Consider the following 25,864-nt stretch of genomic DNA (forward strand, 5'->3'; position numbering starts at 1 on the left):
GTTGGGGTGGAAGGGGGCATTCCGATGAGGGGTATTTTCCGGCGCACCGCCGATCCCGCACCGCAGACGCTGGATCTCTACGACGTCGCCTACCTGACCGGCGGGCCGCAGCGCATGATGGAAGTCGCCCTCGTCGCGCTGCACGAGCGCGGCATGGTGCGGATTCGCGTCTCCCGGGTGCGTGCCGTCGACGAAGCGGTCGACCACCCCGACGCCCACCCCTTCGAGCGCGCGATCGTCGACCTGTGCCGACGCCGCTCCCGCGACACGCTCTCCCTGCTCGGTGACGTGCGGACCGGGCCCGAAGTGGAGGAGATCGAGCGCCGCATGGTCTCCTCCGGCCTGCTCACCCGCAGGCGCCTGTGGCGCACCCGCGCGGGTTGGCGGCACCTGGAGGAGGCCGAGCAGAGCGGCGCGTTCCCCGCGTACGTCTTCGAGGGCCCGGCCGCCCTGCCGCAGGGTGCGCTGCGGCGCAACGTCGGTGAGGCGACCCCGCCGGCGCCCGGCCTCGGCCGCCGTCTGATCCGGCTGGGCGATGCCCTCGACGACTGGGGATCGGACCACGGCCACGACACCGGAGGCGGTCACTCCTGCGGCGGGGGAGGTGGCGGCGGCGACTGAAATGGGTGGGGGTACTCAGGTGTTGGAGTCACGCGTCCTGACATGATCGAGACGTGAAGGCCACGGGGAAACGATGGACGCATCTCGCCCTCTACCTGGGGCTGGTGTGGGCGGCCGGGGCACTGGTGGTGCCGCGCGCCTACCGCATCGGCTTCGGCCGCGGGCTCGGAATCGACGTCGACCGGCTGCCCGCGATCGCGATCGGCGCGGCGGCCATGGTCGGTGTGCTCGCGGTCGGCGTGGCCCCGGTGGGCCATGTGGTGAGGCCGTGCCGGACCCCGGGCGGACGGCTCGGCTGGGCCGTGACGGTCTTCGTCGGCGGCACGGTCGGCCTCGCGGCCGGGGTCGGAGCCTGGCGCTCCGGCGCGCTCCACGTGGGCGGGCCCGCGCAGCGCGCCGCGCTGTGCGGGGTGCCGTACGCGCTGGTGGCGGCGCTGTTCATCGCGGGGGTGACGGTCCGTCTGATCTCCGGGGTGGCCGTGCTCGGGGTGGTCGCGTACGGCACGGCCGTCACCCACAAGTCCCAGCAGGAGAAGGAGATGCGGGGGCTGATGGCCAGTACCTCACTGGCCCGGCAGGAGCTGCTGCTGCCCGACCCGCCCGCCGGGTACCGCGTGGACGAGGGCAACGGCGATCTGGCGGCCGACGGCTTCCGCGTCCACTACGTCCCGTACGCCCCGAGCACGGCGGGCGGCGGCAGGCCCGACGTGGCGTTCATGGTGAGCCGGGGCGCCGGGCGGGACGGCGGCGGCATCATCGAGGCGACCCGCACCCTCGGCGGCGGGGCCGCCGAGATCGTCCTGTGGGAGCACCGCGACGGAACGCGGCTCACGGTGACCGCACGCGGCCCGGGCGGCCCGGCCGACCGGGACGAACTGCACCGCATGCTGCGCACCGCACGCCCGGCGAGCGACGCCGAGGTGCTCCGCGTCCTACGGCGCCCCGCGGCCTGACCGGCCCGCGCCCACAGCCGGCCCTCACAGCCGGCGCAGCGCGGCCTCCGTGCTGTCGCCCGGGTTGGTGTTGAACGCGATCGCCGCTTGGGGCGCGTGCTGCCGGACCAGATTGACGACCTGCTCGAAGAACGTCAGAAGCTGCTCCGGCTTACGGATGCCGCCCCCGATGACGACGACATCCCAGGGGTGTTCGGCCAGCGCCGCGACGATCGTGGACTCGGTCGACTCGTCGAGGCGGAGCAGCACCGTGGAGGTGTCCGCGCCCCGCTCGCGGAGGCGGGCCATGTCCGTGTCGATGAGCGCGAGAACGGCGTCCGCGTCCACGCCGGGTGCCAGCCGCGGATCGAGGCCCAGAAGGAGCACAGAAGACATGCCGCGAGCCTAACTCGCCGCTTGCTCAAGGGTGTTGGGTCGGCCGCCCTCATCGTCGGTGGCGGTCAGGCGGAGCAGGAGCGCCGAGGGGGTGCGCGGGAGCGCGACGGTGAGTTCGGCGCGGTCCGCCGCCCAGGTGGTTTCGGCGGCTGATTCGGCCGGGTGGAGGTGTTCGACGCGGAGCGCGTGGCCCGCCAAGTGGGGGAGGGGCAGGGTCCGTTCGGGCTGTTCGCCGCCCCGGCGCCAGAGCGCCACGTACGTCCGGCCGTCACCGGTACGCAGCCCCAGCGCCACCCACGCGTCCGTCCAGCCCGGCAGCCCCAGCGGCCAGAACGGGACGGCCGAGGGCAGATCGGGGCGCACCCGCCGGTAGACCGCGAGGGCGTCGCGGACGAGGTCCAGTTGGGCCGGGGTCATCCGGTCGAGGTGGCCCGAGAGGTGGACCCGGCCCAGCAGCGCACCGGCCAGCGCGAAGCGGATCTCGTCGTCGGTGAAGCCGGGCTGCGGGTACGCCCACACCGCGCCCTGCTCCGGCGGCACCGCGGTCGGCGCGGCGGCGGCGATGGGCGGGTAGCGGAGCGGGTCCTGCTGGTCGCTGGTGGACTGGAGCTGGGTGAGGGCGAGGGAGGAGCCGTCCATGCGCAGGCCGCCCGAGGCGCAGTTCTCGATGACGAGCGCGGGGTGGCGGTCGAGCACGGCGGCCAGCCACTGCCGGTGGGCGCGGGCGTGGCCGAGCAGGCCCGCGCCGGGAGCGGCGTGGCCGCGCTCCGGGTCCCAGTCCGTGCCCGGGGCGATGCTGATGTTGTAGTCGAGCTTGAGGTAGCCGACGCCCCAGCCGCCGACGATGCGGTCGATCGTCGCGTCGAGGTGGCGGCGGGCGGCGGGGTGGCGCAGGTCGAGGTGGTGGCGGCCGTTTTCGGTGAGGCGTACGCCGTCGCGCTGGAAGAACGCGTCGTCCGGCAGCTCGGCGGCCACCGGGCTGCGGACGCCGACGACTTCGGGCTCCAGCCACAGCCCGGGGACCATGCCGAGGGAGCGGACGCGGTCGAGGACGAGTTGGAGCCCGCCGGGGAAGCGGCGGGTGGAGGGCTGCCAGGCGCCGACACTGTCCCACCAGCCGTCGGTGTCGTCGTACCAGCCCGCGTCGACGCAGAAGTATTCGGCCCCGGCCCGGGCGGCGGCGTCGATCAGGGGCAGCAGCCGCTCGGTGGTGGGGTCGCCCATCAGGGTGTTCATGTAGTCGTTGAAGACGATGGGCAGGGCGGTGTGGTCGGGGTGCGGGCGCCGGATCGCCCTGCGGTACGCGGTGAGATGGGCCATCGCCGTGTCGAACCCGCCCCGCGCGGCGAGCGCGAGGGCGGCCGGGACGGTGGTGAACGACGCGCCGGGTTCGAGCCGTTCGCGCCACTGGTGCTCGGCGTCGGTGGGCCCGCCGAGCGCGACGTACGTACCGTCGCCCCGCTCCCCGGCCTCCCACCGCCACCCCACCGGCGACTCGACCTGCCAGAGCCAGGCCCGGCCGGTGGCGCGCTCGGTCAGGGCGCCCATCGGCAGATGGCCGTCGGTGGGCCAGCTGCCGACGCTGCTGAGGACGAGGGCGACGCGGCTGGCGTTGCCGTGGGCCTCCCGCGACAGGTCCACGATCCGGTCGCGCAGCGGTACGGCGGCCCAACGGCACTCGGCCAGCCACTCGTTGCGCGCCCAGTGGACGTCGAGCGCGTCGGGGGAGGGGAGGCCGCCGAGGACGAGGTGGGGGACGGCCTGGACGACGAGCGGGCCCGTGCCCTCGTTCGTCAGCCGCACCTCGGAGCGCAGCACCGGCAGGCCGTCGGGGGAGGAGAGGCGGACCTCGGCGGTGAGTCCGGAGCCGGGGTCGTGGAGGTCGAGCGTCAGCCGGTGCCAGCCGTCATCCACCCGGGCCCGGTGCCCCCGGTACCGCAGGCGCCCACCGAGCACGGTCTCGATACCGCGCTGCCCGGACCACTCGCTGCCGTAGCCGAGCGCCAGCACCTCCACCACCGGCGTGCCCTCCGACGGCGCGGTCTCCGACGGCGGGGTGCCCTTCGACGGCGGGGTATCGCCCGGCGGCCCCAGCCGTACGAGCCGGAGCACCCCGTCGTCCGGCCCGGCCGCGAACGTGGCCGCGAGCGCCGAATGGCCCCATGTGAACGTCTCCCGCACGCCCCGCCCCTTCCACCCATTCCACCCACGGCCGCCGGACGAATCCCTTGACGACCCCTGTGTGACCGGTCACAATCCTGGCGTGCATGTGACCGGTCACACAAGAGGGGGCGGACGGCGGCCCGGCATCCGCGACGTCGCCACCGCCGCGGGCGTCTCGTACCAGACCGTCTCCCGCGTGATCAACGACCACCCGAGCGTCAAACCGGCCACCCGCGAACGCGTCCTCGCCGCGATCAAAGCCCTCGGCTTCCGCCGCAGCGCCACCGCGCTCGCCCTGGCCAGTGGACGGACCCGGTCGGTCACCGTGCTGACCGCGAACACCACGCACTACGGCTACGCCGCCACCCTCCAGGGCATCGAGGAGGCCGCCCGCGCCGCGGGTTACACGGTCGCCATCGGCGTCCTGGAGTCCGACACCGTCGCCGACGTCCGGGCCGGGGTGCGCCGGGCCGTCGACACCGGCGGCGGGCTGATCGTGATGGCGTACGACACCGCCGGGGTCCGCGCCCTGGCCGCCGTACCCGCCGAACTCCCGGTCGTGGGCGTCGTCGAGACCCCGTCCCGGCCGCCCGCCGGTCACCGCCCCTGGGTGTGGACGGACGACCGCGAGGCGGCCCGCACCGCCACCCGCCACCTGCTGGACCTCGGCCACGAGACCGTGCACTACGTCGCCATCCCCTCCAGCACCCGCCGCACCGGCCAGCGCACCGCGGGCTGGCGGGACGCGCTGCGCGCGGCCGGGGCGCCGGAGCCGCGCCCGCTGGCCGGGAGCTGGAATCCGGCGGGCGGATACCGGGCGGGGCGGCGGCTGGCCCGCGACCCGTCCGTCACCGCGGTCCTGTGCGGCAACGACGACCTCGCGCTCGGGGTGATCCGGGCGCTGCACGAGGCGGGCCGGGCGGTCCCGGACGAGGTGAGCGTGGCCGGTTTCGACGACGCCCCGCACTCCGCGTTCCTCACGCCCGCCCTGACGACGGTACGGCTCGACTTCACGGGCCTGGGCCGGGCCGCCTTCGGCCGGTTGTACGGCCTGCTGGAGGACGCCGAACCGGTCGCGCCGTGCCCCGTCTCCGTACCGCTGCTGATCGTCCGCGAAAGCTCCGGCCCACCGCCGGCCCCGTTACCGCCGAACCCACCCTCGGAGGTCCCCCGCGCATGACCAGACCCAGCAGCAACCGAACAATCAGCGACCGAATAGGCAGCCACCCAATAAGAAGCCACCGCATAAGAACGGCCGCCACCGCCGCCGCCCTCGCCGCCGCGCTCCTCACGGCGGCCGTTCCCGCCGACGCCACCCCGCACCGGACCCCCGCGGCCGCCCCGAAGGCCGCCCAGCCGCTCGCCGTGGACCTGGCCGCCCCCGAGGGCCCCGTCCTGCACGGTGCCAACGGCTCGCTGTACGGCCTGAGCGACGACGGCGTGCCGACCGACGCCGCCCTCGCGCCGCTGAAGCTCACCACCGTCACCCAGAAGCCGGAGGGCGGCGCCCAGCACCCCAACGGCGACGCCGTCACCGTCTCGAAGTCGTTCTTCCGCAACGGCGGCGGCGACGTCCTGGTGATGATGCAGGACATCTACGCGAAGTGGCCGTATGAGGACCTGGGCATCGACGACTACCTCACCAAGGTCGACAAGGTCGTGCGCGACATCGCCGACGCCCCCAACGGCGAGCACTTCGTCTACGTCCCGTTCAACGAGCCCGACCAGATCTGGTACAACCTCGGCGTCGCCGACCAGGCCACGTACGAGAAGAACCGCGACCGCTTCTTCCGCGACTGGAAGACCGTCCACGACCGCATCCGCGCCCTCGACCCGGACGCCCGCATCGCGGGCCCCAACGAGTCCTCGTACCACTCCCGCTTGATGGGCGACTTCCTGACCTGGGCGAAGCAGCAGAAGGTACTGCCCGACGTCACCACGTGGCATGAGCTGGGGCCGGACTCCCTGCGCGACTTCCAGGGTCACTACGACGACTACCGCGCCCTGGAGAAGCGCGCGGGGATCGCACCGCGACCGGTCAACATCGACGAGTACGCCAACCGCCGCGATCTGTCCGTACCGGGGCAACTCGTCCAGTGGGTCTCCATGTTCGAGCGCAACAAGGTCTACGCCGATCAGGCGTACTGGGACGCCGCGGGCAACCTCTCCGGCAGCGTCGCCCAGTCCAACATCCCCAACGGCGCGTGGTGGTTCTTCCGCTGGTACGCCACCATGACCGGCCGGACCGTCAAGGTCACCCCGCCCACCCCCGACGCCGTCGACACCCTCCAGGGCCTCGCCTCCTACGACACCGCCAAACGCCAGGCGCAGGTGCTGGTCGGCGGGGCGGCGGGCGACGCGGAGGTGACGGTCGGCCACGTCGACCCGAAGGTCTTCGGCCGCCAGGTCACCGCCGCCGTCTCGGAGGCCGCCTGGTCCGGCTACGAGGGGGCGCACGCCGCCCCCCGCACCCTGGCCCGGAAGAAGCTGACCGTCCGCCCGGACGGCTCGGTGACCGTGCCGCTCACCGGCATGGACCGGATGTCCGCGTACCGGATCGTGCTCACCCCGGCGGGCAGCGGAACCCCGCAGCCCGCGCAGGCGCCGTGGCACGCCGCGTACGAGGCGGAGGACGCGGCGATCACGGCGGGCAAGGTCTACACCCAGGGCACCGTCGCCAACGCCAACGGGTACGCCGCCTCCGGCACCAAGGACGTCGGCTCCCTCAACCAGGACACCAGCGAGGTCGCCTTCACCGTGGACGTCCCCCGTACCGGGGATTACGACCTGTCCGTCCTCTACGGCAACCAGAGCGGCGGCCCGGCCACCCAGCGCCTCACGGTCGACGGCGGCGCGGCCCGCACCGTCACCTACCCCTCCACCGAGAACTGGACCTACCGCGGCCTCAAGACCGACACCGTCCGGCTCTCCGCGGGCCGCCACGAGATCGCCCTGGCTCACGACACGGCCGAGGTGACCCTCGACCGCGTCGACCTCACGGCCGCCACGCAGCCCTCGGCCGCGTACGAGGCCACGCTCGCGGACACCACCGGCAGCCCCTCCTACGACTACGCCTCGGCGAGCGGAACCGGCACCGGAGCCCTCGTCCTCGGCCCCCGGGACGCCGCGGTCTTCGACGTCTACGCGCCCCGCGAGGGCTACTACACGGTGACCCCGCGCGCGACAGGCGGCCAGCTGAAGCTCACCGCGCACGGAGCGACCACGGCGACCACGACCAGCTCCCAGCGGTTCTACCTGACCGCCGGGAACAACCGCGTCACCGCCGCCCCGGCCGGAGCCGCCCCCGTGCGGCTGCGCTCCCTGGACGTCACGGGCGCGGGCGACGACACGGCGGGCGTGCGCGGCTACGAGGCGGAGAGCGGCGCGCTGTCCGGCACCGCCAAGCCCGAGTCCGGCGCGCACGCCTCGGGCGGCAGCTACGCCGGATGGCTCGGCAACGGCGCGTCCAACACCGCCACCCTCACCGTCCAGGCCCCGGCCGCGGGCCGCTATCTGATGGCGGTCCGCTACGCCAACAACGAGCGGCGCGACAACGGCCACGCGTACAACACCGACATCGTCTCGCGCGGCGCGGACATCACGGTCGGCAAGGGGAAGCCCCGGCGCGTGATGTTCAAGAACACCTGGGGCTGGGACGACTACTGGACCCTGGCCGTCCCCGTCGACCTCGCCAAGGGCGCCAACACGGTCACCTTCGCCAACCCGGGCGCGTACGCCCCCAACCTCGACCGGATCGACCTCGCCCCGGTCATCGGCTGACCGCGGATACGCCCCGGTGCGGCCGTGCAGACGCACCGGGGCGTGGGGCACCGCTTCCGGCGTCAGCGCGGAGGACACCGGCACGGCGCGCTTCAGGTGACCACCGTCAGGGGGTCGCCGCGTCCTCACCGGGAGCGGGGCAGCCCACGGTGGCGGTCACGGCGGTCAGCAGCACCACGGAGTCCTCCAGCGCGACCATCCCGTGCCGCTCGTGCGGAACGCGCTCCACCTGCCCGGCGATGAGATCCGTGCGCACCCCGCTCCCGGTCAGCCGCACATGACCGTGCAGCACGTGCAGACTCGCCGCCGGGGGAGCGTTGTGCTCGTCCAGCTGACAACCGGAGACCATCGCGATCACACTCTGCCGCAGCGGCCCGTCATGCAGGAACAGATGCGCGCTGCGCCCGTGCGGATCGGCCTTCGCCTGGTCCAGATGGTGGCGTGCGAGCGCGGTGAGGTCATCCATGAGTGCCCCTCGATCGTCCTGATCTGATCGTCGGCGGGTTCCCTCAATCGTCACCGGCTAGCGTGTTGCGCGCCAGTTCGCACCCCGCGACACCCCGAAAGAGGCAGCCGTGGCCGACTACCTGACCGTCCTGACGACCACCGACACCCCCGAGAAGGCGGAGGCCCTGGCGCGCGGCGCCGTGGAGGCGCGGCTGGCGGCCTGCGCACAGATCAGCCAGCCGGTGACCTCCGTCTACCGCTGGCAGGACGCGATCGAGACCGCCGCCGAGTGGCAGGTGCTGTTCAAGACGACCGCCGCCCGGTACGACGAGCTGGAGGCGCACCTCCGCGAGGCGCACGACTACGAGACGCCGGAAGTGATCGCGACGCCGATCACGCGGGGCAGCGAGGACTATCTGGCGTGGGTCGTAGCGGAAACAACAATCAGCTGACAAAAACCACTATCTGTCATCTGCTATCTGTCCGCCGTCAACGCATCGCTGATACCCCGCTCCCGCGGACCCAAGAAGCGAGGATCGGGCCGGAACGTGGCGTCGAGCACCGCCTTGCCCGCCGCCACGGTCTCCCGCAGCCCGCCGAAGCCCCATGTCGCGTCGTGCGGTTCGTCCACCGCGACCCCGTACGCGTCGACCCCCGCCGCCCCGCACAGCGCCACCGCCCGGCGGATATGGAACCCCTGGCTCACCAGCACCGCCCGGTGCACCCCGAACACCCGCCGGGCCCGGCTGCACGAGTCCCAGGTGTCGAAGCCCGCGAAGTCACTCACGATGCGCCGGTCCGGCACACCCCGCTTCACCAGATAGCCACGCATCGCGTTCGGCTCGTCGTAGTCGTCGCGGCTGTTGTCCCCGGTGACCAGGAGCGCCCGCACCTTCCCGGCCCGGTACAGCGTGACGGCCGCGTCCAGCCGGTGCGCCAGATACGGCGACGGCTCCCCATCCCACAGCCCCGCCCCGAACACCACCCCCACCGGCGCCGAGGGCGCATCCCCGACCGCCGACCGCACCCGCCCCTCCGTACTCAACCGCAGCCAGGTCGCGGGCAGCAGCGCCAGCACGCTGACGAGCACGGCAACCTGAAAAACCCCCCGCCACCCCCGCCGCGTCCGAGGCAGCCGCTGTTGCGCCCACCTGAACATGCCCTGTCCTCCTCGGCCTCACCAGCACCATCGCGCTGAGTGACGCGGCCAAGGGGCGGGTCGGTTGCACCGGGCTATTCGGCGGCGTCGTCGCCTTCGGGCTCCTCGGGTCCAACGAATTCGCTGGTGTCGAGGTCGAAACCAAACGGAGCGGGGATGGGGAGCGGCTTGCCGAAGGGGACGGTCGTCCGGGCCCGGTAGCCGTGGTCCGACGGGTCCCAGAAGGCGGTGATCTCCTCGGCCTGCATGTCGAGCACCAGGTACACCGGCACGTGGCGGCCGTAGACCTCGAGCTTCTCCTGCCAGTCGACGTCACGCGTGGAGACCGACGTCAACTCGGCGACGAGGGACAGCGCCTCGCTGTCCACGTGGCGCGCCTTTCCGCGGAAGGCCGCCAAGTCCGCGACGTACAGGTCAGGTCCGTACGCGCGCTCGGAGGAGGCGAAGCTGAACAGGAATGGGAAGGTGTCCGCGTCATGCCCCTCGGGGACATGGGCCGCAAGCTGAAGGCGTAATGACCTCATCTGCAGCTTGTAGAACGGGCTCGACCACGGCGACACGACGACCTTTCCCCTGATGAGCTCGGCCTTGAAGCCATCCGGGGTCTCTAGTTCCTCCGTGGTCCGGAGCAGAACGTCGAATCCCGTGGTCATCGGCCGCTCCAATATCGCGGTCACCGCATCCTCCATCTGCTACGGAGCGTACTCTCGGGCTCACCGTAGCGACGGGCGGCGCCAGGTATCCGTTATCCGTTCGCATTACCCCGAACGAGCGATGTGCCCCATCCCGCATAGCCTTGGGGAGTCGTTCCGTACCAGTGAAACCAGCAGGTGATCCCAGCCGTGCCGCCGCTCCCCAAAGCCGAACTCCACCTCCATATCGAGGGCACCCTGGAGCCCGATCTCGCCTTCGCGCTCGCCGAGCGCAACGGCATCGAGCTGCCCTACGCCACCCAGGACGAGCTGCGCGCCGCGTACTCCTTCACCGACCTCCAGGACTTCCTCAACCTCTACTACGCGCTGATGGCCGTCCTGCGCACCGAGGACGACTTCGCCGACCTCACCAACGCCTACCTCGCCCGCGCCCGCGAGCAGGGCGTCCGGCACGCCGAGATCTTCTTCGACCCCCAGGCGCACACCGCCCGCGGCGTCGACATCGGCACCGTCATCCGCGGCCTCACCCGCGCCCTCGACGACGCCCCCCGGACCCACGGCATCACCACCCGCCTGATCATGTGCTTCCTGCGGGACGAGACCGCCGAATCGGCCCTGGCCACCTTCGAAGCGGCCCGCCCCTACCTCGACCGGATCACCGCCGTCGGCCTCGACTCGGCCGAGGTCGGCCACGCGCCGTCGAAGTTCCGCGAGGTGTACGCGCTGGCACGCGAAGCCGGGCTGAAGTGCGTCGCCCACGCGGGCGAGGAGGGCCCGCCCGCGTACGTCTGGGAGGCCCTGGACATCCTCGGCGTCGACCGTATCGACCACGGCGTGCGCTGCCTGGAGGACGAGACCCTGGTGGAGCGGCTGGTCACGGACCAGGTACCGCTCACCGTCTGCCCCCTCTCCAACGTCCGCCTCCGCGTCGTCGGCCACCTCTCCGACCACCCCCTCCCCGCCATGCTGGACGCCGGTCTGCTGGTGACCGTCAACTCCGACGACCCCTCCTACTTCGGCGGCTACGCGGAGGACAACTTCACCGCCGTACGCGACGCCCTCGGGCTCGACCAAACGACCCTGCGCACCCTGGCCCGCAATTCCTTCCAGGCCTCCTTCCTGGACGAGGAGACGCGCGCGGCGTACCTGAGGGAACTCGACGCGTCTTGACCTCAACCTTGGTTGAACTTCTACGTTCGTCGCCATGGAGTACTCACACAGCGACACCGAACTGATCCGCCAGCCCATCGGCTACTGGAGCTGGGCCGCCCACGAGGCGGTCGTGACGTACATCCGGGAAGGGCTGTCGGAATTCGGCCTCAGCCAGCCCGCGTGGTGGATTCTCAACCAGGTCCGCGACGGCGGTGAGGACGGCCGCACCCGCGACGAGGTGCGGGCCGTCCTCCAGGGCTACCTGGACACGGGCGCCGCCCTGGAACCCGAGATGGACGCCCTCCTCGACCGCGGCCTGCTGACCACCACCGCCCAGCGCCTCCACCTGACCCCCGAGGGCCGCGCCCTCCGCGACCGCGCGGCGCAACGCCAGCTGACAATGCGGGAACGCATCCACGACGGCATCCCCGACGAGGACTACGTCGCCACCCTCAAGGTCCTCCAACGCATGATCCACAACACCAACGGCAAGGCCTGGCACCACTGACCCCCGACCACCGGCGGGGAGCCGCCACTCGACGGGTCGGACCCACCCCGCCCGACTGCCCGCCCCGGGGCGACCCGGAGCCGGACCGGGTCCGGGGCCACCGGCGGGGAGCCGCCGACGATGCGGGAGGGGGCGGGGCCGGACCCACCCCCGCCCGGCTGCCCGCCCCGGGGCGACCCGGAGCCGGGCCGGGGCAGGGGCCACCGGCGGGGAGCCACTACTCGACGGGAGGGGCGGCGCCGGACCCACCCCGCCCGACTGCCCGCCCCGGGGCGACCCGGGGCCGGACCGGGGCCGGGGCCACCGGCGGGGAGCCACTACTCGACGGGATGGGGCGGGGTCGGGCCCACCCCCGCCCGGCTGCCCGCCCCGGGGCGACCCGGAGCCGGACCGGGGCCGGGGCCACCGGCGGGGAGTCGCCGACGATGCGGGAGGGGGCGGGGTCGCAGGGGTGGGGTGCTGGACGATGACGTGTATTTGTGGCGCACACTTCCGGCCCACCCCACGTCTCCGGGCACCGGCGCCAAAAATATACGAGTCCAGGGCCCTGCCCCGGAGGCCTCGCCCCCGCACCACCCACCGAACCCCAGGCGCACCCACCACGCACCCCAGCAACCACCCACACCACCCACCCCAGCAACCACCCCCACCACCCACCTCAGCCCACCCCACCCCCCACCGTGAACTCGCCGCAATCACCCGTCACGGCCGCGCAACGGCGGCGCAATACGCCCCTGCCACAGTCACGTCATGACAGCAGCGTCGCCCCGACCCCACCCCCGCCCCTCCGGCCCCCCGACGCTGGTCGCCGTGGCGCACGGCAGCCGGGACCCGGCGGCGCTGCGCACCGTGACGGCCCTCCTGAACGCGGTCCGGGCCCTGCGCCCCGATGTGCCCGTCCAGCTCGGGCACATCGAGCTGAACCGGCCGCTCCTCGCGGACACCCTCGCCGCGCTCCGCGGCGAAGCCGTCCTCGTACCGCTCCTCCTCGGCCGCGGCTATCACGTCAAGGAGGACCTTCCGGCGGCAGCCGCGGCCGCCGCCCACCTCACGACGCACATCGCCGCACCCCTCGGCCCCCACCCGCTCCTCGCCGAGGCCCTGCACGCCCGCCTCAGCGAGGCCAGTCAGCGGCACCGAACCCGGCGCCGCCCCCAGGCCGTCGTCCTCGCCGCCGCCGGTTCCCGCGACCCCGACGCGGCCGTCGACGCCACCGCCACGGCCGCCCTGCTCAGCGCCCGGCTCGGCGGCATACCGGTCGTCCCGGCGTACGCGTCCGCCGCCGCCCCCACCGTCGCCGACGCCATACGAGCCCTCGCCCCGCACACCCCGTACGCCCCGCACACCCCGCACGGGGACCGCCGCCGCGACATCGCCGTGGCCTCGTACTTCACCGCACCCGGCCGCTTCGCCACCCAGTGCGCGGACGCCGCCCCCGGCATCGCGGCGGCCCCGCTCGGCGCCCACCCGGCCGTCGCCCGGCTGGTGCTCCACCGCTACGAACAGGCGCTCTCCAGCGCCCCGCTGTCGTACCGGGCGGTTACCGTCGGTGTATGAGCCGCAGAGCAGGTCGTACGACAGGTCACACCACGAACCACACCACGAACACCACCACGAACACCACCACGAACTACGGCACCACCACCCCCACGACCCCCGGCTATGACGCGGCGGACCTGGAGCGCTGGGTCCAGGAGCCCGACAAGCGGCCCGGCCGGACCGCGTTCCAGCGAGACCGGGCGCGGGTGCTGCACTCCGCCGCGCTGCGCCGCCTCGCCGGAAAGACGCAGGTCGTGACCGCCGCCCCGGCCACCGACGCGGACCTCGGCGCCTCCGCCCGCACCCCGGCCTGGGACGCCACGCCCCGCACCCGGCTGACCCACTCCCTCGAGTGCGCTCAGGTGGGCCGGGAGCTGGGGGCCGCCCTCGGCTGCGATCCGGACCTGGTGGAGATGGCCTGCCTCGCCCATGACCTCGGCCACCCGCCCTTCGGCCACAACGGCGAGCAGGCGCTCAACGAGGTGGCCCGCGACTGCGGCGGTTTCGAGGGGAACGCCCAGTCGCTGCGGCTGCTGGCCCGGCTCGAACCGAAGCGGTTCGTCCCCGACGCGGAGACCGGCGAACCGCTCAGCGTCGGCCTCAACCTCACCCGGGCGGCCCTGGACGCGGCCACCAAATACCCCTGGCCGCGCGGCGAGCACCCCCGCGATCCGGACTCGCCGAAGTTCGGGGTGTACGAGGACGACCTCCCGGTCTTCGCCTGGTTCCGGCGCGGCGCGCCCGAGCAGCGCACCCCGTTCGAGGCCCAGGTCATGGACTGGGCGGACGATGTGGCGTATTCGGTGCACGACGTCGAGGACGGCCTGCACGCGGGCCACCTCGACCCGAACAGCCTGCTCGCCGAGCCCGAGCGGCGCGAGGTGTTCGCGGTCGCCGCCGCCCGTTACGCCCCGGGCGCGGACCCGCAGGAGCTGGCCGAGGCGCTGGACCGGCTGCTCGACCAGGAGTGGTGGCCGCACGGCTACGACGGCACGTCCGTCGCCCAAGCCCGCCTCAAGGACGCCACGAGCCAGCTCATCGGCCGGTTCTGCCTCGCCGCCGAGGCCGCCACCCGGGCGGCGTACGGCACGGGCCGGTTCACCCGCTACCGCGCCGAGCTGGTGGTGCCGCGCCCGGCCCGGCTGGAGTGCGCGGTGCTCAAGGCGGTCGCGGACCGTTACGTCATCCAGCGCGCCGACCAGGAGCTGGTCCGCGCCGACCAGCGCGTCGTGATCGCCGAACTGGGCGAGGCACTGATCGCCCGCGCCCCCGACGGGCTCGACCCGCAGTTCCGCGCCCTGTTCGACGCGGCGGACGCGGCGGGCGACGAGAGGGGACGGCTGCGCGCGATCGTGGACCAGATCGCCGCCCTGACGGACGTCTCGGCCCGCTCCCTCCACGCCCGCCTCACGGCCCAGCGCTCGGTACGCCACGTATGACCGCGCCGCACATGACCGTCACGTATGACCGCGCCGCGCAAGATCGTCACATACGACCGTCACACATGACCGCCACGTACGACCGCACATGAACACAAACAGTCGTATACAGCCACATACGACACTCCACCCGGAACACACAACACCCCACCCGGCCCGTTCCCGCCACTCCGCACGGCCCCCTTCCCCCGCCCCGCTTGGTGCGGGAGGCTCCCCGGAGGCTCCCTATGGCCAAAGCTCCGGCTGATGCGACTGGTCGACGCGACCGGGGTAGAAGCAAACGCAGAGGCACCGCCCGGCAGCGAGGAGGAAAACAAGTGGTCGACGCACACCAGACGTTCGTCATCGTCGGAGGGGGTCTGGCCGGGGCGAAAGCCGCGGAAACCCTCCGTTCGGAGGGGTTCACCGGCCGAGTGATCCTGATCTGTGACGAGCGCGACCACCCCTACGAGCGTCCCCCGCTCTCCAAGGGCTTCCTCACCGGCAGCCAGGAGCGCGACAGCGTCTTCGTCCACGAACCCGCCTGGTACGCCCAGGCCGACATCGAACTCCACCTCGGCCAGCCCGCCACCCACCTGGACCGCGCCGCCAAGGCCGTGACCCTCGGCGACGGCACCCGCATCCACTACGACCGGCTGCTGCTGGCCACCGGCGCCGAGCCGCGCCGCCTGGACATTCCGGGCACCGGCCTGGCGGGCGTCCACCACCTGCGCCGCCTGGCCCACGCCGAGCGGCTGAAGGGCGTCCTCGGCACTCTCGGCCGCGACAACGGACAGCTGGTCATCGCGGGCGCGGGCTGGATCGGCCTGGAGGTCGCGGCCGCCGCCCGCGGATACGGCGCCGAGGTGACCATCGTCGAGCCCGAACCGACCCCGCTCCACTCCGTCCTCGGCCCCGAACTGGGCGCACTCTTCGCCGACCTGCACAGCGAGCACGGCGTCCGCTTCCACTTCGGCGCCACGCTCACCGAGATCACCGGCCAGGACGGCATGGTGCTCGCCGCCCTCACCGACGACGGCGAGGAGCACCCCTGCCACAGCGTGCTGGCCGCCATCGGCGCCGCCCCGCGCACCGCCCTGGCCGAGGCCGCCGGGCTGGACGTGGTGGACCGGGCGTCGGGCGGCGGTATCGCCGTCGACGCCGCGCTGCGCACCAGCGACCCGGACATCTTCGCGGCGGGCGACGCCGCCTCCGCCCCGCTCGCCTTCCTGGAGGGGACCCCGGTGCGCGGCGCGCTCCCGCCCGGCGCCCGGCTGCGCGTCGAGCACTGGGCCAACGCGCTGAACGGCGGCCCGGCTGCCGCCCGGACCATGCTCGGCCAGGACGTCTCGTACGACCGGGTGCCGTACTTCTTCTCCGACCAGTACGACGTCGGGCTGGAGTACTCGGGCTACGCGCCGCCCGGCTCGTACGACCAGGTGCTGATCCGCGGCGACGTCGGTAAGCGGCAGTTCGTCGCCTTCTGGCTGAGCGACGGTCGGCTGCTGGCGGGCATGAACGTGAACGTGTGGGACGTCACCGGGCCCATCCAGCAGCTCATCCGCACCGGCGGCCGACCCGACCCGGCCGCCCTCGCCGACCCGTCCGTCCCGCTCACCTCGCTCGTGTCATAACGCCCCCGGGCCGGGGCCCGACCGGTGCCGGGCATCGGTGTCGGACCCCGGCCGTAGAATTCACGCGTGGCAGGCCGGATCAACGATGACGACGTACGGGCGGTGCGGGACGCGGTCCCGATCGACGCCGTCGTGTCCGACTATCTCCAGCTGCGGAACGCGGGCGGTGGCAATCTCAAGGGGCTCTGCCCCTTCCACGACGAGAAGTCACCGTCCTTCCAGATCAGCCCCAGCAAGGGGCTGTACTACTGCTTCGGCTGCCAGGAGGGCGGCGACACCGTCGACTTCGTCATGAAGATCGACCACCTCTCCTTCTCCGAGACCATCGAGCGGCTCGCCTCCCAGGCCGGGATCACCCTGCGGTACGAGCAGGGCAGCGCCACCCCCGGCCGCCAGCAGGGCGAGCGCACCCGCCTGGTCGAAGCGCACCGGGCGGCCGCGCAGTTCTACGTCGAGCAGCTGGACAGCCCCGAGGCGGAGATCGGCCGTAAGTTCCTCGCCGAGCGCGGCTTCGACCAGGCCGCCGCCCAGCACTTCGGCGTCGGCTACAGCCCGGCGGGCTGGGACCACCTCGTCCGCTTCCTGCGCGGCCGTGGCTTCACCGACCGCGAGCTGATCCTCTCCGGCATCGCGCAGGACGGCCGCCGCGGCCCCATCGACCGCTTCCGCGGCCGCCTCATGTGGCCCATCCGCGACATCACCGGCGAGGTCGTCGGCTTCGGCGCCCGTAAGCTGCGCGACGACGACAACGGCCCCAAGTACCTCAACACCCCCGAAACGCCGCTCTACAAGAAGTCCCACGTCCTGTACGGGATCGACCTCGCCAAGAAGGACATCGCCAAGACCAGCCGCGCCGTGGTCGTCGAGGGGTACACCGACGTCATGGCCTGCCATCTGGCCGGGGTCACCACCGCCATCGCCACCTGCGGCACCTCCTTCGGCGGCGACCACATCAAGATCCTGCGGCGGCTGCTGATGGACAACTCCGGCGCCGAGGTCGTCTTCACCTTCGACGGCGACGCGGCGGGCCAGAAGGCCGCCCTGCGCGCCTTCGAGGACGACCAGAAGTTCGCCGCCGAGACCTACATCGCGATCACCCCCGGCGGTATGGACCCCTGCGATCTGCGGCTCGCGCACGGCGACGACGCGGTCTCGGCGCTGGTCGAGAGCCGCACCCAGCTCTTCGAGTTCGCCATCCGGAAGATCGTCGCCCGCCACAACCTCGACACGGCGGTGGGCCGCGCCGCCGCCCTGGACGAGGCCGCACCGGTCGTCGCGGGCATCAAGAACAGCTCCATCCAGCACGAGTCGGCCGTCCACCTCGCGGGGCTGCTGGGCATCCTCGACACCCAGTTCGTCGTCCAGCGCGTCAGCCAGCTCGCCCGGTGGGCGCGGGATCGCGGCCGGGGCGGCGACCAGCGCCCCGACCAGCGCGGCCGCCCGAACCAGCGGTCCGCCGCGCCCGGCGGCCCCGGCGGCCCCCAGGGGTCCGGGGCCCCGGCAGGCCCCCGGGGCCCCGCCCTGAACCTCCGCAGCCCGGCCCACCGGGTCGAGCGCGAGCTGCTGAAGCTGGCCCTCCAGCGCCCCGAGCTGGTCTCCCCGGCCTTCGACGCCTACGGGGAGGACGAGTTCACCGCTCCGCCCTACGCCGCCGTGCGCCGCACCGTCGAGGTCGCGGGCGGTGCGGAGGGCGCCGACGCCGACTACCTGCGCCGCGTCCGCGACGCCGCCCCCGACGACACGGTTCGCGCCATGGTCACCGAGCTGGCCGTGGAGCCCCTCCACACCCGCCGCGACGCGGACGAGGCGTACGCGGGCGAGCAGCTGGTGAGGGTCCGCCAGTCCGCCGTCAACCACCGCATCAGGGAGGTCCAGGGCACGCTTCAGCGCCTGGGCCAGCACGCCGACCCGGCCCATCTGGCCGCCGTCCAGAACGAGCTGTGGGTCCTCCAGCAGTACGCCCAGTCCCTCCAGACCCAGGGCGCCGCGGCGCTCTAGCGGGGCGGTAGCCGACGTCGCGTAACCGGTCGGTCACCGGCCGCTGCGCAAAAAGTGCTCGCACGCCCCTCGTGGCGGGCGTGTGTCGTACCCCACACTGGGTTGTGGTGCCTGAGTCCTCGGAGCGCGGCGGTGTTGGCCGGGTAGGCCGGAATCCCCGCAGGTCCGCTCATGATGTACGGGACGGACGGCGGCGTGGCTACCGCATCCGTACCCGATCGTTCTGCCGCCTCAGCAGCGATCACCCTGGAGGTCGCCCCCGTGCAGACCCAGACCCTCACCGACGCGGCCCCCGGGCCGCCGCCGCAGTCCCGGGCACCGTCGGCCGTGGAGCCACCGGAACCGCCCGCGCGGTCCGGCGCGGCCCGCGACCCGGGGTCCCCGGACGCCACCGAAGCCCGGTCCCCCGAAGCGAATCCGGAACCCGCCGCAGAACCGGAACCCGCCGCCGAAGCGGAACCCGGCACTGAAGCAGAAGACCGCACCAACCCCGTACTGTCCGACCCCGACCCCGAACCGGACGACACCCCCGCCGAGCGTCCCGCACGCGCCGAGACCACTGGCCCCTCCTCCGACCTCTTCCGCCAGTACCTGCGCGAAATCGGCCGGATTCCGCTCCTCTCCGCCGTCGAGGAGGTCGAGCTGGCCCGCCGGGTCGAGGCGGGCCTGTTCGCCGAGGAGAAGCTCGCGAACGCCTCCGACCTCGACAGCCAACTCGCCCTCGACCTCGACAGGTTGGTCGTCCTGGGCCGGATGGCCAAGCGCCGCCTGATCGAGGCCAACCTGCGCCTCGTCGTCTCCGTCGCCAAGCGCTACGTGGGCCGCGGCCTGACCATGCTGGACCTCGTCCAGGAGGGCAACCTCGGCCTGATCCGCGCGGTCGAGAAGTTCGACTACGCCCGCGGCTACAAGTTCTCGACGTACGCGACCTGGTGGATTCGCCAGGCCATGTCCCGCGCCCTCGCCGACCAGGCCCGGACCATCCGGGTCCCGGTCCACGTCGTCGAACTGATCAACCGGGTCGTCCGCGTACAGCGCCGGATGCTCCAGGAGCGCGGCTACGAACCCACCCCCGAGGAGGTCGCGGTCCACCTCGACCTCACCCCGGAACGGGTCGGCGAGGTGCTGCGCCTCGCCCAGGAGCCGGTGTCGCTGCACGCGCCGGTGGGGGAGGAGGACGATGTCGCGCTCGGCGACCTCATCGAGGACGGCGACGCCGCCTCACCGGTCGAGTCCGCGGCGTTCCTGCTGCTCCGCGAGCATCTGGAGGCCGTGCTGTCGACGCTCGGCGAGCGCGAGCGCAAGGTCGTCCAGCTGCGGTACGGACTGGCCGACGGCCGCCCCCGCACGCTGGAGGAGATCGGCCGGATCTTCGGCGTGACCCGGGAACGCATCCGCCAGATCGAGTCCAAAACCCTCAACAAGCTCCGCGACCACGCCTTCGCCGACCAGCTCCGCGGCTACCTGGACTAGGACCTGTCGCCTGGATCAGGTCGCCTGGATCAGGTCGTTTGGATCAGGCCCCAGGGGGCCCCTAACCCCCGGCCTCGAACGCCCCCGGATGCGTCTGCTCCCGTACCGCCACGTACTGCTGCCGCACCGCCTGCCCCACCGCCAAGTCGTCGCCCGGCTCGAACACCTGGCTGGCGGCGGCGGGCCAGCGCGGCGGCTCGTGCGGGGACGCCGTCCCCTGCGCGGCGCCCAGCGCCCACGCGGCCTGCCGGGCGGCGCCCAGCGCGGCGTAGTCGGCCGGCTGCGGCACCACGATCCGCGCCCCCAGCAGCGCGGGTGCGATCGCCCGTACCGCCTGGAGGTCGGCCGCGGGTCCCAGCAGGAACACCCGCCGCACCCCGACCCCGCGCCCCCGCAGGACGTCGAGCGCGTCGGCGAGCCCGCACAGCATGCCCTCGAACGCGGCCCGCGCCAGATGCTCCGGCTTCATGGACTCGCGCCGCAGCCCGGTCAGCGTCCCGGCGGTGTGCGGCAGGTTCGGGGTCCGCTCGCCCTCCAGATACGGCAGCATCACCATGCCGTACGAGCCCGGGGTGGAGTTCAGCGCGAGCGCCGACAGCCCCTCCAGGTCCGTGCCCAGCAGCTCCGCCGTACCGCGCAGCGCCCGCACCGCGTTGAGCGTGTGCACGACGGGCAGATGCATCCCGGTGGCGTCCGCGTACGACAGGATCGTGCCGGTGTGGTCGGCCAGCGCCTCGTGGTGGACGGAGAAGACCGAACCCGAGGCCCCCAGCGAGATCACCGCGTCGCCGACCCCCACGCCCAGCCCGAACGCGGCGGCCATGGTCTCGCCCGTACCGGCGGATATCAGCAGCCCCTCCGGCGTCTGCCCGGCGGCCTGGGCCGGTCCGACGACCTCCGGCAGCCGCACCGGATGCCCGAGCGCCAGCTCGGCCAGATCCGACCGCCAGGAACCCGTCGCCGCCGACCAGTAGCCGGTGACGGAGGCCGTGCCGCGGTCCGTCGTACGTCGCAGCGGCCGCCCGAGCAGCTGCCACACCAGCCAGTCGTGCGGCTGCAGTACCTCGGCCACCCGGCGCGCCGCGTCCGGCTCCGACCGCGCCATCCAGCGCAGCTTCGCCACCGACTGGGCGGCGGTCGGCACCGCGCCCACGGCCTGGGCCCACGCCGCCCGCCCGCCCAGCGTCTCGATCAGATCGGCGGCCGCGGCCTGCACCCGCCGGTCGTTGCCCATCTGGGCGGGGCGCACCAGCGCCCCGCTCCCGTCCAGCGCCAGCAGCCCGTGCTGCTGCGCCGAGACGCCGATGGCCTGGACCCCCTCCAGCAGCCCGCCCTCGGCGGCCTCCCCGAGGGACAGCAGCCACGACTGCGGGTCCATGTCATTGGGCGAACCGCCGGAGGACGGCGTCGGGTGCGGCGCGTACCCCTGCTTGAGTACGGCACCCGTATCCGTATCGCAGACGACGATCCGTGTGCTCTCGGACGAACTGTCCAACCCGGCGACTATCCCCATGGACCAGATCATGCCACCGCGGTAGCTAGGTGTTGCTGGTGCCCCAGTCGTCCTCCTTCGCCGCGGCACGCGAATCCCGCTGCGCGATCTTGTCCCGCAGCGGCCGCACCTTGCCGAGCGCCTTCGTGGCGGCCTCCCGGCCGCCCAGCGCGGCCGATTCGGCGGTGTTACGGACGGCCGGGTTGCGCACGAACCGCTGCGCGCACGCACGCAGCTGCTCATAGCGCTCGCGGCCGGCCCGCGTGCCGAACACGTAACCCACAGCCAGCCCGGTCATGAACGTCAGCCGGTAGCGCATCGACCTGCCCTTCTGGTTGTCCTTCGCGTCGGACCCCCGAGTCGTGCCGCACGTCTACCCGCAGGCGCCGCAGATCACCCTCCGATCACCCGCGGATCATCTGACGGCCACGCGCCGGGATACCGATTGGCGGAGCACCCCCCTGCTTGCGCTAATGTATGTGTCGCGGCGAACGCACGCCCTCCGGGAACCCCGGACGGGGGCGCGGTCGGCGCACACGGAGCAATCCCCTGTAGCTCAATTGGCAGAGCAGCCGGCTGTTAACCGGCAGGTTACTGGTTCGAGTCCAGTCGGGGGAGCGCGGTCCCCTGTAGCTCAATTGGCAGAGCATTCGGCTGTTAACCGGAGGGTTACTGGTTCGAGTCCAGTCGGGGGAGCAATACGGGAGAGGACCCCTGACGGGGTCCTTTTTCATGCCCTCATCCCCTGTTCACGCCGTGCTCACCCGCTGATCCACGGCATGCGGGCGCCCAACATCGGCCCGCCGAAGCAACAGATCGTATGAGCGGCTATGCTGCGGCAGACGGCGCGCACAGATGTGCACGACGCGCCGTTACGGGGCGGTAGCTCAGCCGGTTAGAGCAGCGGACTCATAATCCGTCGGTCGAGGGTTCGAGTCCCTCCCGCCCCACCACTTGCTACGCGGGAAGAAACCTTCTTACCTGCGAAAACGTGAGAATGGGGGTCGCCACTCCAACGTGGCGACCCCCATTCCCACGTTCGGACCAAGGTCCAGGGGACACACAGGGGACAAGCGGCCGGTGCAGGGGACGCAGGGGCCTCACGCGGCCTTCCGACCACCATTCGGAGTCCGACGAGCGGTCCGGGTCGCAGCGGGCGGCAGGCCCATCGGCAGTGCCCAGCTACTCCGGTCCGGGGACTCTGGGCGGGCGATGGTGAAGCGCGTGAGCGAGAAGTCCGCCCGCTGCTTCTCCGGGTACTGGTCGTTGAAATTCTCCACCCGGACCAGCTCCAATTCGTTGGCGGTGCAGTGGTCGCGAATCCACTTCACGGCGGCGTTGGCGGCGTTGTCCTGGCCCTGGCTGGCCAGGGTGATCAGGCCGAGGAGATCGGAGTCGGGCTGGGTCTGCGCTCCAACTGCCCAGGCGCCACCTGACTGCCGTGCGCCGTGGGTGAAGAAGACGGCGATGTCGTTCTGCCAGACCATCTCGGGTACCTCCAACGGGGTATGCACCTCGAAGGGCACGTCGCGGGGGACGACAGCCATGATGGATTCGGCCTCGGCCCGCATCATCTCGGGCAGCACGCTGGTGTAGGTGTCGGAGGTGATCTGGCGCGAGGAGTGCCCCAGCTTCTCCTGGACCACCTTGATGTCGGAACCGGCGAGCAGGGACAGGGTGGCGGCGAGGTGGCGGAGGTCGTGAAGGCGGACCGGCGGCAGACCGGACAGCTCCACGAGGCGGTGGAAGCGTCGGGATATCCAGTCGGGGTGCAGCTCCTCGCCGTTCTCGTGCGTATAGACGCGGCCGGTCTCGACGTAAGCGTCCCCCCACTCCTGGCGCTTCTGCGCCTGCTTCGAGCGGAAGCTGGCTAGGTTGTCCCCGGACTCCAAGCTCAGGGACAGGGTGCGGACGCTGTCGGCCTTCGGAGCTTCGCCGTACAGCTCGTACGCGACCTCCACGATCTGCTGGGAGATCCGCATCCAGAGGGCGTCGGTGCTGACCTCGGTCCAGGGCAGCGCGGCCATCTCGCCTCGGCGGGGGCCGAGGAAGATGAACGAGTGCCATAGCTCGTAGAGCCAGTCGTCCTTGACGAAGTCGAGGAACTCGCCGGTCAGCTCCGGTGTCCAGACCATGACCGGGCCGGGCTTCTCGCCGGTGCGCTTCCAGTGCTCGATGCGCTCGGGCGTCCAGACGAGCGGCTTCGGCCGGGTGACCGGCGGCAGCTCTACGAGCTGTGCCCAGTTCCTGGCGAATGCCTGCTCGCGCTTGATCCCCCAGGACAGCGCCGAGCTGAGGGTGTCGTTGATGCGGTGCATGGTTGCGGCGGAGGTGATCTTCCGCAGCCCCCTCTTGCCCTCGCGGAGCGACGCGTTCGCTTCGAGGAACGCGCGGCGGGCGGCTCGGCGCTCCTCCTTCTTCCCGGCTGCTTTCACCCAGACCCGGTGTGACTCGTCGCGGTTCTTCTGGAGCTGGTCGACGCGGAGGCGCTGGAGGATGCGCTCGGCGTTTTCCTTCTCGATCGCGTCGTACATCTTGTCGAGGTGGCGGACCTTGAGGTCGCGGCGCTTGATGTGGCCGAGGTGGGGGAGGAGGTAGAGGTTGATGTGCTCCTCGTAGCCGTGGCGGGTGGTTCGGGCGAGGGACTTCTTCGCCTTGATCCACCGGAGGAAGAAGTCGCCGCACTTCTCGTCGGACAGCACGTCGGTGCCGGCCGTTACGGCGGCATACAGCTCCTTCGCCTTCTTCTTGGCGTCGTCCAGCTTGGCGAAGCCGCCTCGGCGGACCCGTGCGCGCTTGCCGCCCTCGCCGGGTTCGGCCTCGAAGTAGAGGTACCAGGTGCCGTGGCTCTTCCCCAGCTTCGGACACGTCAGGCCGATGTCTCCGATCTTCGGCGCGCCATCGGCGTCGAGGACTGGATTGCCTTCCTTGTCCTTGAGCGGCCCCTTGCACTGGCATCGCCGGTAGTAGCTCGGCGAGAACATCCGACCCCCTGCTGTCGACTGGCGTGCAGCCAGCCGAGGTTGCGTGTACGTGCCTGTACGTGTCTGACTTGGTTGTTCTTCATCCTGCGGGGGCTGTCGGACACTGTTGTAAAGTCCTTTCCGAGTTGGCGCGGGGGAGATAGCGACAACTGAGATGACTGCTCACGAGACCAACGGGCGGGCCCTGGCTGCTGCTGGAGCGATGGGCCTGGAGGAGTTGTTGGCCCTTCCCGCCACGGTGAACGTGACAACCGCTGGACGAGCACTTGGGATCGGTCGGGACAAGGCGTACGAGCTGATCCGGGCAGGAAACTTCCCCGTCCGGACGCTGCCGCTCGGCGGCACGGTTCGTGTGCCCACAGCGGAGCTGTGGCGGGTCCTCGGCGTGGAAGGTGGCGGAGGGTCGCGCAGTTGATTGGTGTGGACGATGTGCGAATACGAGGTGTCCTGTTGTTTTTGCAACAGTGTGACCTATCTTCGGTAAGATTGATGTGCTAAGGGGGTCGGCTGAGAGGGTCAAGGAGTCCAGTACATGCCTCGGCTATACGGGTTTGACGACATGGCGTACCAGCGCGTGCGCGAGAGCGAGGCGGCTGGAATCCGGCAGGCTGCCAGCCGTCGTCTGGAGAAGCAGGTCTACTCGGCGATCACCGACTGGATGAACGACGAGGGCTACCGCACGACCCGCGGTGGCCAGTGGCGACCGGCAGTCCTGGCGAACGTCCTCGACCACCCAGCGATCGCCGGGCTGGCAGAGGACGAGAACGGCAACCTCTACGAGACTGGGGGGCCGCAGATCATCCCCCCAGCCGACTTCAAGGCCATCCGAGCGATGCGCCAGCCGAACCAACCTGCCGAGGCTCAGGGCGACCAACGGGAGTACCTGGTACAGGGCGCTCTGGGTGTCTGCGGCCTGTGCGCTGGCTCCCTCGGCTCGTCACCCTCGAACACGGGGAGCCGGGGCTATCGGTGCCCGCCGAGCACGGCGCAGCATCCGGGCGGGTGCGGCAAGGTCCGTATCAATGCCGACTTGCTCGAAACCTATCTCGCCGAGCATGTACTGGCCGAGCTGGCCAAGCCGGAAGTCAGTGCGGTGATCGCGTTGGCGCGTGAAGAGGTTCTGGTGGAGGCTGCCGAACTTCGTCGGCAGATCGAGGTTGACGAGGTGCGGAAGAAGGAGCTGGGGGAGAGCTACGCCAGTTCTCCGGACCTGTCGTTGGCCGCTTTCAGGGCTGCCGACCAGCAGTTGACGAAGGGGATTCGAGAGAACGCTGTTCAGGCGCGGCTCCTGGAACAGGTTCGGCATGTACCTGTTGGAGACGTGCCGGATCTCGTCCGGTGGTGGAAGCATGCCCCGCTGGCGTCGAAGCAGGGCGTGCTGACCCTCATGCTGGAGCAGATCGCGGTGTATCCGGCCGTGGCCCGGGGCTCTCGTACCGTGGACGCTGAACGTGTGGGGTTGAAGTGGCGCCAGTGGGGTGCAAGCCCCATGGCCGACGAGCAGTCCTCGTAGCG

Annotated in this window: 21 protein-coding genes and 3 tRNA genes; 16 read left to right on the plus strand and 8 right to left on the minus strand. The window is 72.0% G+C overall.

Annotated features, from left to right (window positions below; genetic code table 11):
* The first annotated feature begins 24 nt into the window (after positions 1–24).
* Positions 25–621: a TIGR04222 domain-containing membrane protein gene (locus tag ABZ370_RS08125; RefSeq protein WP_358618090.1), complete on the plus strand. Its 597-nt coding sequence runs from the start codon at positions 25–27 to the stop codon at positions 619–621.
* 53 nt (positions 622–674) lie between these two features.
* Positions 675–1,574, plus strand: coding sequence for a hypothetical protein (locus tag ABZ370_RS08130; RefSeq protein WP_358618093.1), 900 nt, complete (start codon positions 675–677; stop codon positions 1,572–1,574).
* Between the two features lie 24 nt (positions 1,575–1,598).
* On the opposite strand, the gene ABZ370_RS08135 is transcribed toward ABZ370_RS08130, so the two are convergent.
* Complete coding sequence (locus ABZ370_RS08135; RefSeq protein WP_358618096.1) at positions 1,599–1,949, minus strand: hypothetical protein; 351 nt, start codon at positions 1,947–1,949, stop codon at positions 1,599–1,601.
* A gap of 9 nt (positions 1,950–1,958) precedes the next feature.
* Positions 1,959–4,130, minus strand: a complete 2,172-nt coding sequence (locus ABZ370_RS08140) for an alpha-galactosidase (RefSeq protein ID WP_358618097.1) — start codon at positions 4,128–4,130, stop codon at positions 1,959–1,961.
* Positions 4,131–4,212: 82 nt separating this feature from the next.
* On the opposite strand from ABZ370_RS08140, the gene ABZ370_RS08145 reads away from it, so the two are divergent.
* Entirely contained in the window at positions 4,213–5,292 is a 1,080-nt protein-coding gene (locus tag ABZ370_RS08145) for a LacI family DNA-binding transcriptional regulator (protein WP_358618099.1), read from the plus strand.
* Positions 5,289–7,892 (plus strand): CBM35 domain-containing protein, encoded by a 2,604-nt coding sequence (locus ABZ370_RS08150; protein ID WP_358618101.1) that lies wholly within the window; start codon positions 5,289–5,291, stop codon positions 7,890–7,892. The genes ABZ370_RS08145 and ABZ370_RS08150 overlap by 4 nt, the downstream gene beginning before the upstream one ends.
* 106 nt (positions 7,893–7,998) lie before the next feature.
* Here ABZ370_RS08150 and ABZ370_RS08155 read toward each other — a convergent pair whose 3' ends face one another.
* The gene (locus ABZ370_RS08155; RefSeq protein WP_358618103.1) at positions 7,999–8,358 is read right to left on the minus strand and encodes a cupin; all 360 of its coding nucleotides are present in this window, start codon (positions 8,356–8,358) and stop codon (positions 7,999–8,001) included.
* 109 nt (positions 8,359–8,467) lie between these two features.
* Between ABZ370_RS08155 and cutA the strand changes: the two genes are divergently transcribed.
* Positions 8,468–8,791, plus strand: a complete 324-nt coding sequence (cutA, locus tag ABZ370_RS08160) for a divalent-cation tolerance protein CutA (protein WP_358618105.1) — start codon at positions 8,468–8,470, stop codon at positions 8,789–8,791.
* Positions 8,792–8,814: 23 nt separating this feature from the next.
* On the opposite strand, the gene ABZ370_RS08165 is transcribed toward cutA, so the two are convergent.
* Positions 8,815–9,498 (minus strand): ElyC/SanA/YdcF family protein, encoded by a 684-nt coding sequence (locus ABZ370_RS08165; RefSeq protein ID WP_358618108.1) that lies wholly within the window; start codon positions 9,496–9,498, stop codon positions 8,815–8,817.
* 74 nt (positions 9,499–9,572) lie between these two features.
* Positions 9,573–10,175 (minus strand): Uma2 family endonuclease, encoded by a 603-nt coding sequence (locus tag ABZ370_RS08170; protein ID WP_358618111.1) that lies wholly within the window; start codon positions 10,173–10,175, stop codon positions 9,573–9,575.
* Between the two features lie 165 nt (positions 10,176–10,340).
* On the opposite strand from ABZ370_RS08170, the gene ABZ370_RS08175 reads away from it, so the two are divergent.
* From ABZ370_RS08175 to ABZ370_RS08205, 7 genes are all read left to right on the plus strand, one after another.
* Entirely contained in the window at positions 10,341–11,321 is a 981-nt protein-coding gene (locus ABZ370_RS08175; RefSeq protein ID WP_358618113.1) for an adenosine deaminase, read from the plus strand.
* A 34-nt stretch (positions 11,322–11,355) separates the two neighbouring features.
* The gene (locus ABZ370_RS08180) at positions 11,356–11,811 is read left to right on the plus strand and encodes a MarR family winged helix-turn-helix transcriptional regulator (RefSeq protein WP_358618116.1); all 456 of its coding nucleotides are present in this window, start codon (positions 11,356–11,358) and stop codon (positions 11,809–11,811) included.
* A 750-nt stretch (positions 11,812–12,561) separates the two neighbouring features.
* Positions 12,562–13,368 carry a CbiX/SirB N-terminal domain-containing protein gene (locus ABZ370_RS08185; protein ID WP_358618119.1) on the plus strand — a complete coding sequence of 269 codons (807 nt, stop codon included), beginning with the start codon at positions 12,562–12,564 and terminating at the stop codon, positions 13,366–13,368.
* Complete coding sequence (locus tag ABZ370_RS08190) at positions 13,365–14,789, plus strand: deoxyguanosinetriphosphate triphosphohydrolase (protein WP_358618122.1); 1,425 nt, start codon at positions 13,365–13,367, stop codon at positions 14,787–14,789. The genes ABZ370_RS08185 and ABZ370_RS08190 overlap by 4 nt, the downstream gene beginning before the upstream one ends.
* 317 nt (positions 14,790–15,106) lie before the next feature.
* Complete coding sequence (locus ABZ370_RS08195; RefSeq protein WP_358618124.1) at positions 15,107–16,402, plus strand: FAD-dependent oxidoreductase; 1,296 nt, start codon at positions 15,107–15,109, stop codon at positions 16,400–16,402.
* A 66-nt stretch (positions 16,403–16,468) separates the two neighbouring features.
* Positions 16,469–18,400: a DNA primase gene (gene dnaG, locus ABZ370_RS08200; protein WP_358618126.1), complete on the plus strand. Its 1,932-nt coding sequence runs from the start codon at positions 16,469–16,471 to the stop codon at positions 18,398–18,400.
* 195 nt (positions 18,401–18,595) lie between these two features.
* Entirely contained in the window at positions 18,596–19,873 is a 1,278-nt protein-coding gene (locus ABZ370_RS08205) for an RNA polymerase sigma factor (RefSeq protein ID WP_358618129.1), read from the plus strand.
* Positions 19,874–19,934: 61 nt separating this feature from the next.
* On the opposite strand, the gene ABZ370_RS08210 is transcribed toward ABZ370_RS08205, so the two are convergent.
* Positions 19,935–21,386 (minus strand): FGGY family carbohydrate kinase, encoded by a 1,452-nt coding sequence (locus ABZ370_RS08210; protein ID WP_358618132.1) that lies wholly within the window; start codon positions 21,384–21,386, stop codon positions 19,935–19,937.
* A gap of 25 nt (positions 21,387–21,411) precedes the next feature.
* A complete protein-coding gene (locus ABZ370_RS08215; protein WP_358618135.1) occupies positions 21,412–21,684 on the minus strand; it encodes a YtxH domain-containing protein in 273 nt (90 codons plus the stop codon).
* 226 nt (positions 21,685–21,910) lie between these two features.
* Here ABZ370_RS08215 and ABZ370_RS08220 point away from each other — a divergent pair.
* From ABZ370_RS08220 to ABZ370_RS08230, 3 genes are all read left to right on the plus strand, one after another.
* Positions 21,911–21,983: transfer RNA gene (locus ABZ370_RS08220), tRNA-Asn, on the plus strand.
* A 5-nt stretch (positions 21,984–21,988) separates the two neighbouring features.
* Positions 21,989–22,061, plus strand: a tRNA-Asn gene (locus tag ABZ370_RS08225).
* Between the two features lie 180 nt (positions 22,062–22,241).
* Positions 22,242–22,318 (plus strand) — tRNA-Ile (locus ABZ370_RS08230).
* A 147-nt stretch (positions 22,319–22,465) separates the two neighbouring features.
* On the opposite strand, the gene ABZ370_RS08235 is transcribed toward ABZ370_RS08230, so the two are convergent.
* Positions 22,466–24,349, minus strand: a complete 1,884-nt coding sequence (locus tag ABZ370_RS08235; protein WP_358618137.1) for a tyrosine-type recombinase/integrase — start codon at positions 24,347–24,349, stop codon at positions 22,466–22,468.
* A gap of 532 nt (positions 24,350–24,881) precedes the next feature.
* Here ABZ370_RS08235 and ABZ370_RS08240 point away from each other — a divergent pair.
* Positions 24,882–25,862, plus strand: a complete 981-nt coding sequence (locus ABZ370_RS08240; protein WP_358618140.1) for a recombinase family protein — start codon at positions 24,882–24,884, stop codon at positions 25,860–25,862.
* Positions 25,863–25,864: the final 2 nt, after the last annotated feature.

It is taken from the genome of Streptomyces sp. NPDC005962, assembly GCF_040629205.1.
GTDB lineage: Bacteria > Actinomycetota > Actinomycetes > Streptomycetales > Streptomycetaceae > Streptomyces.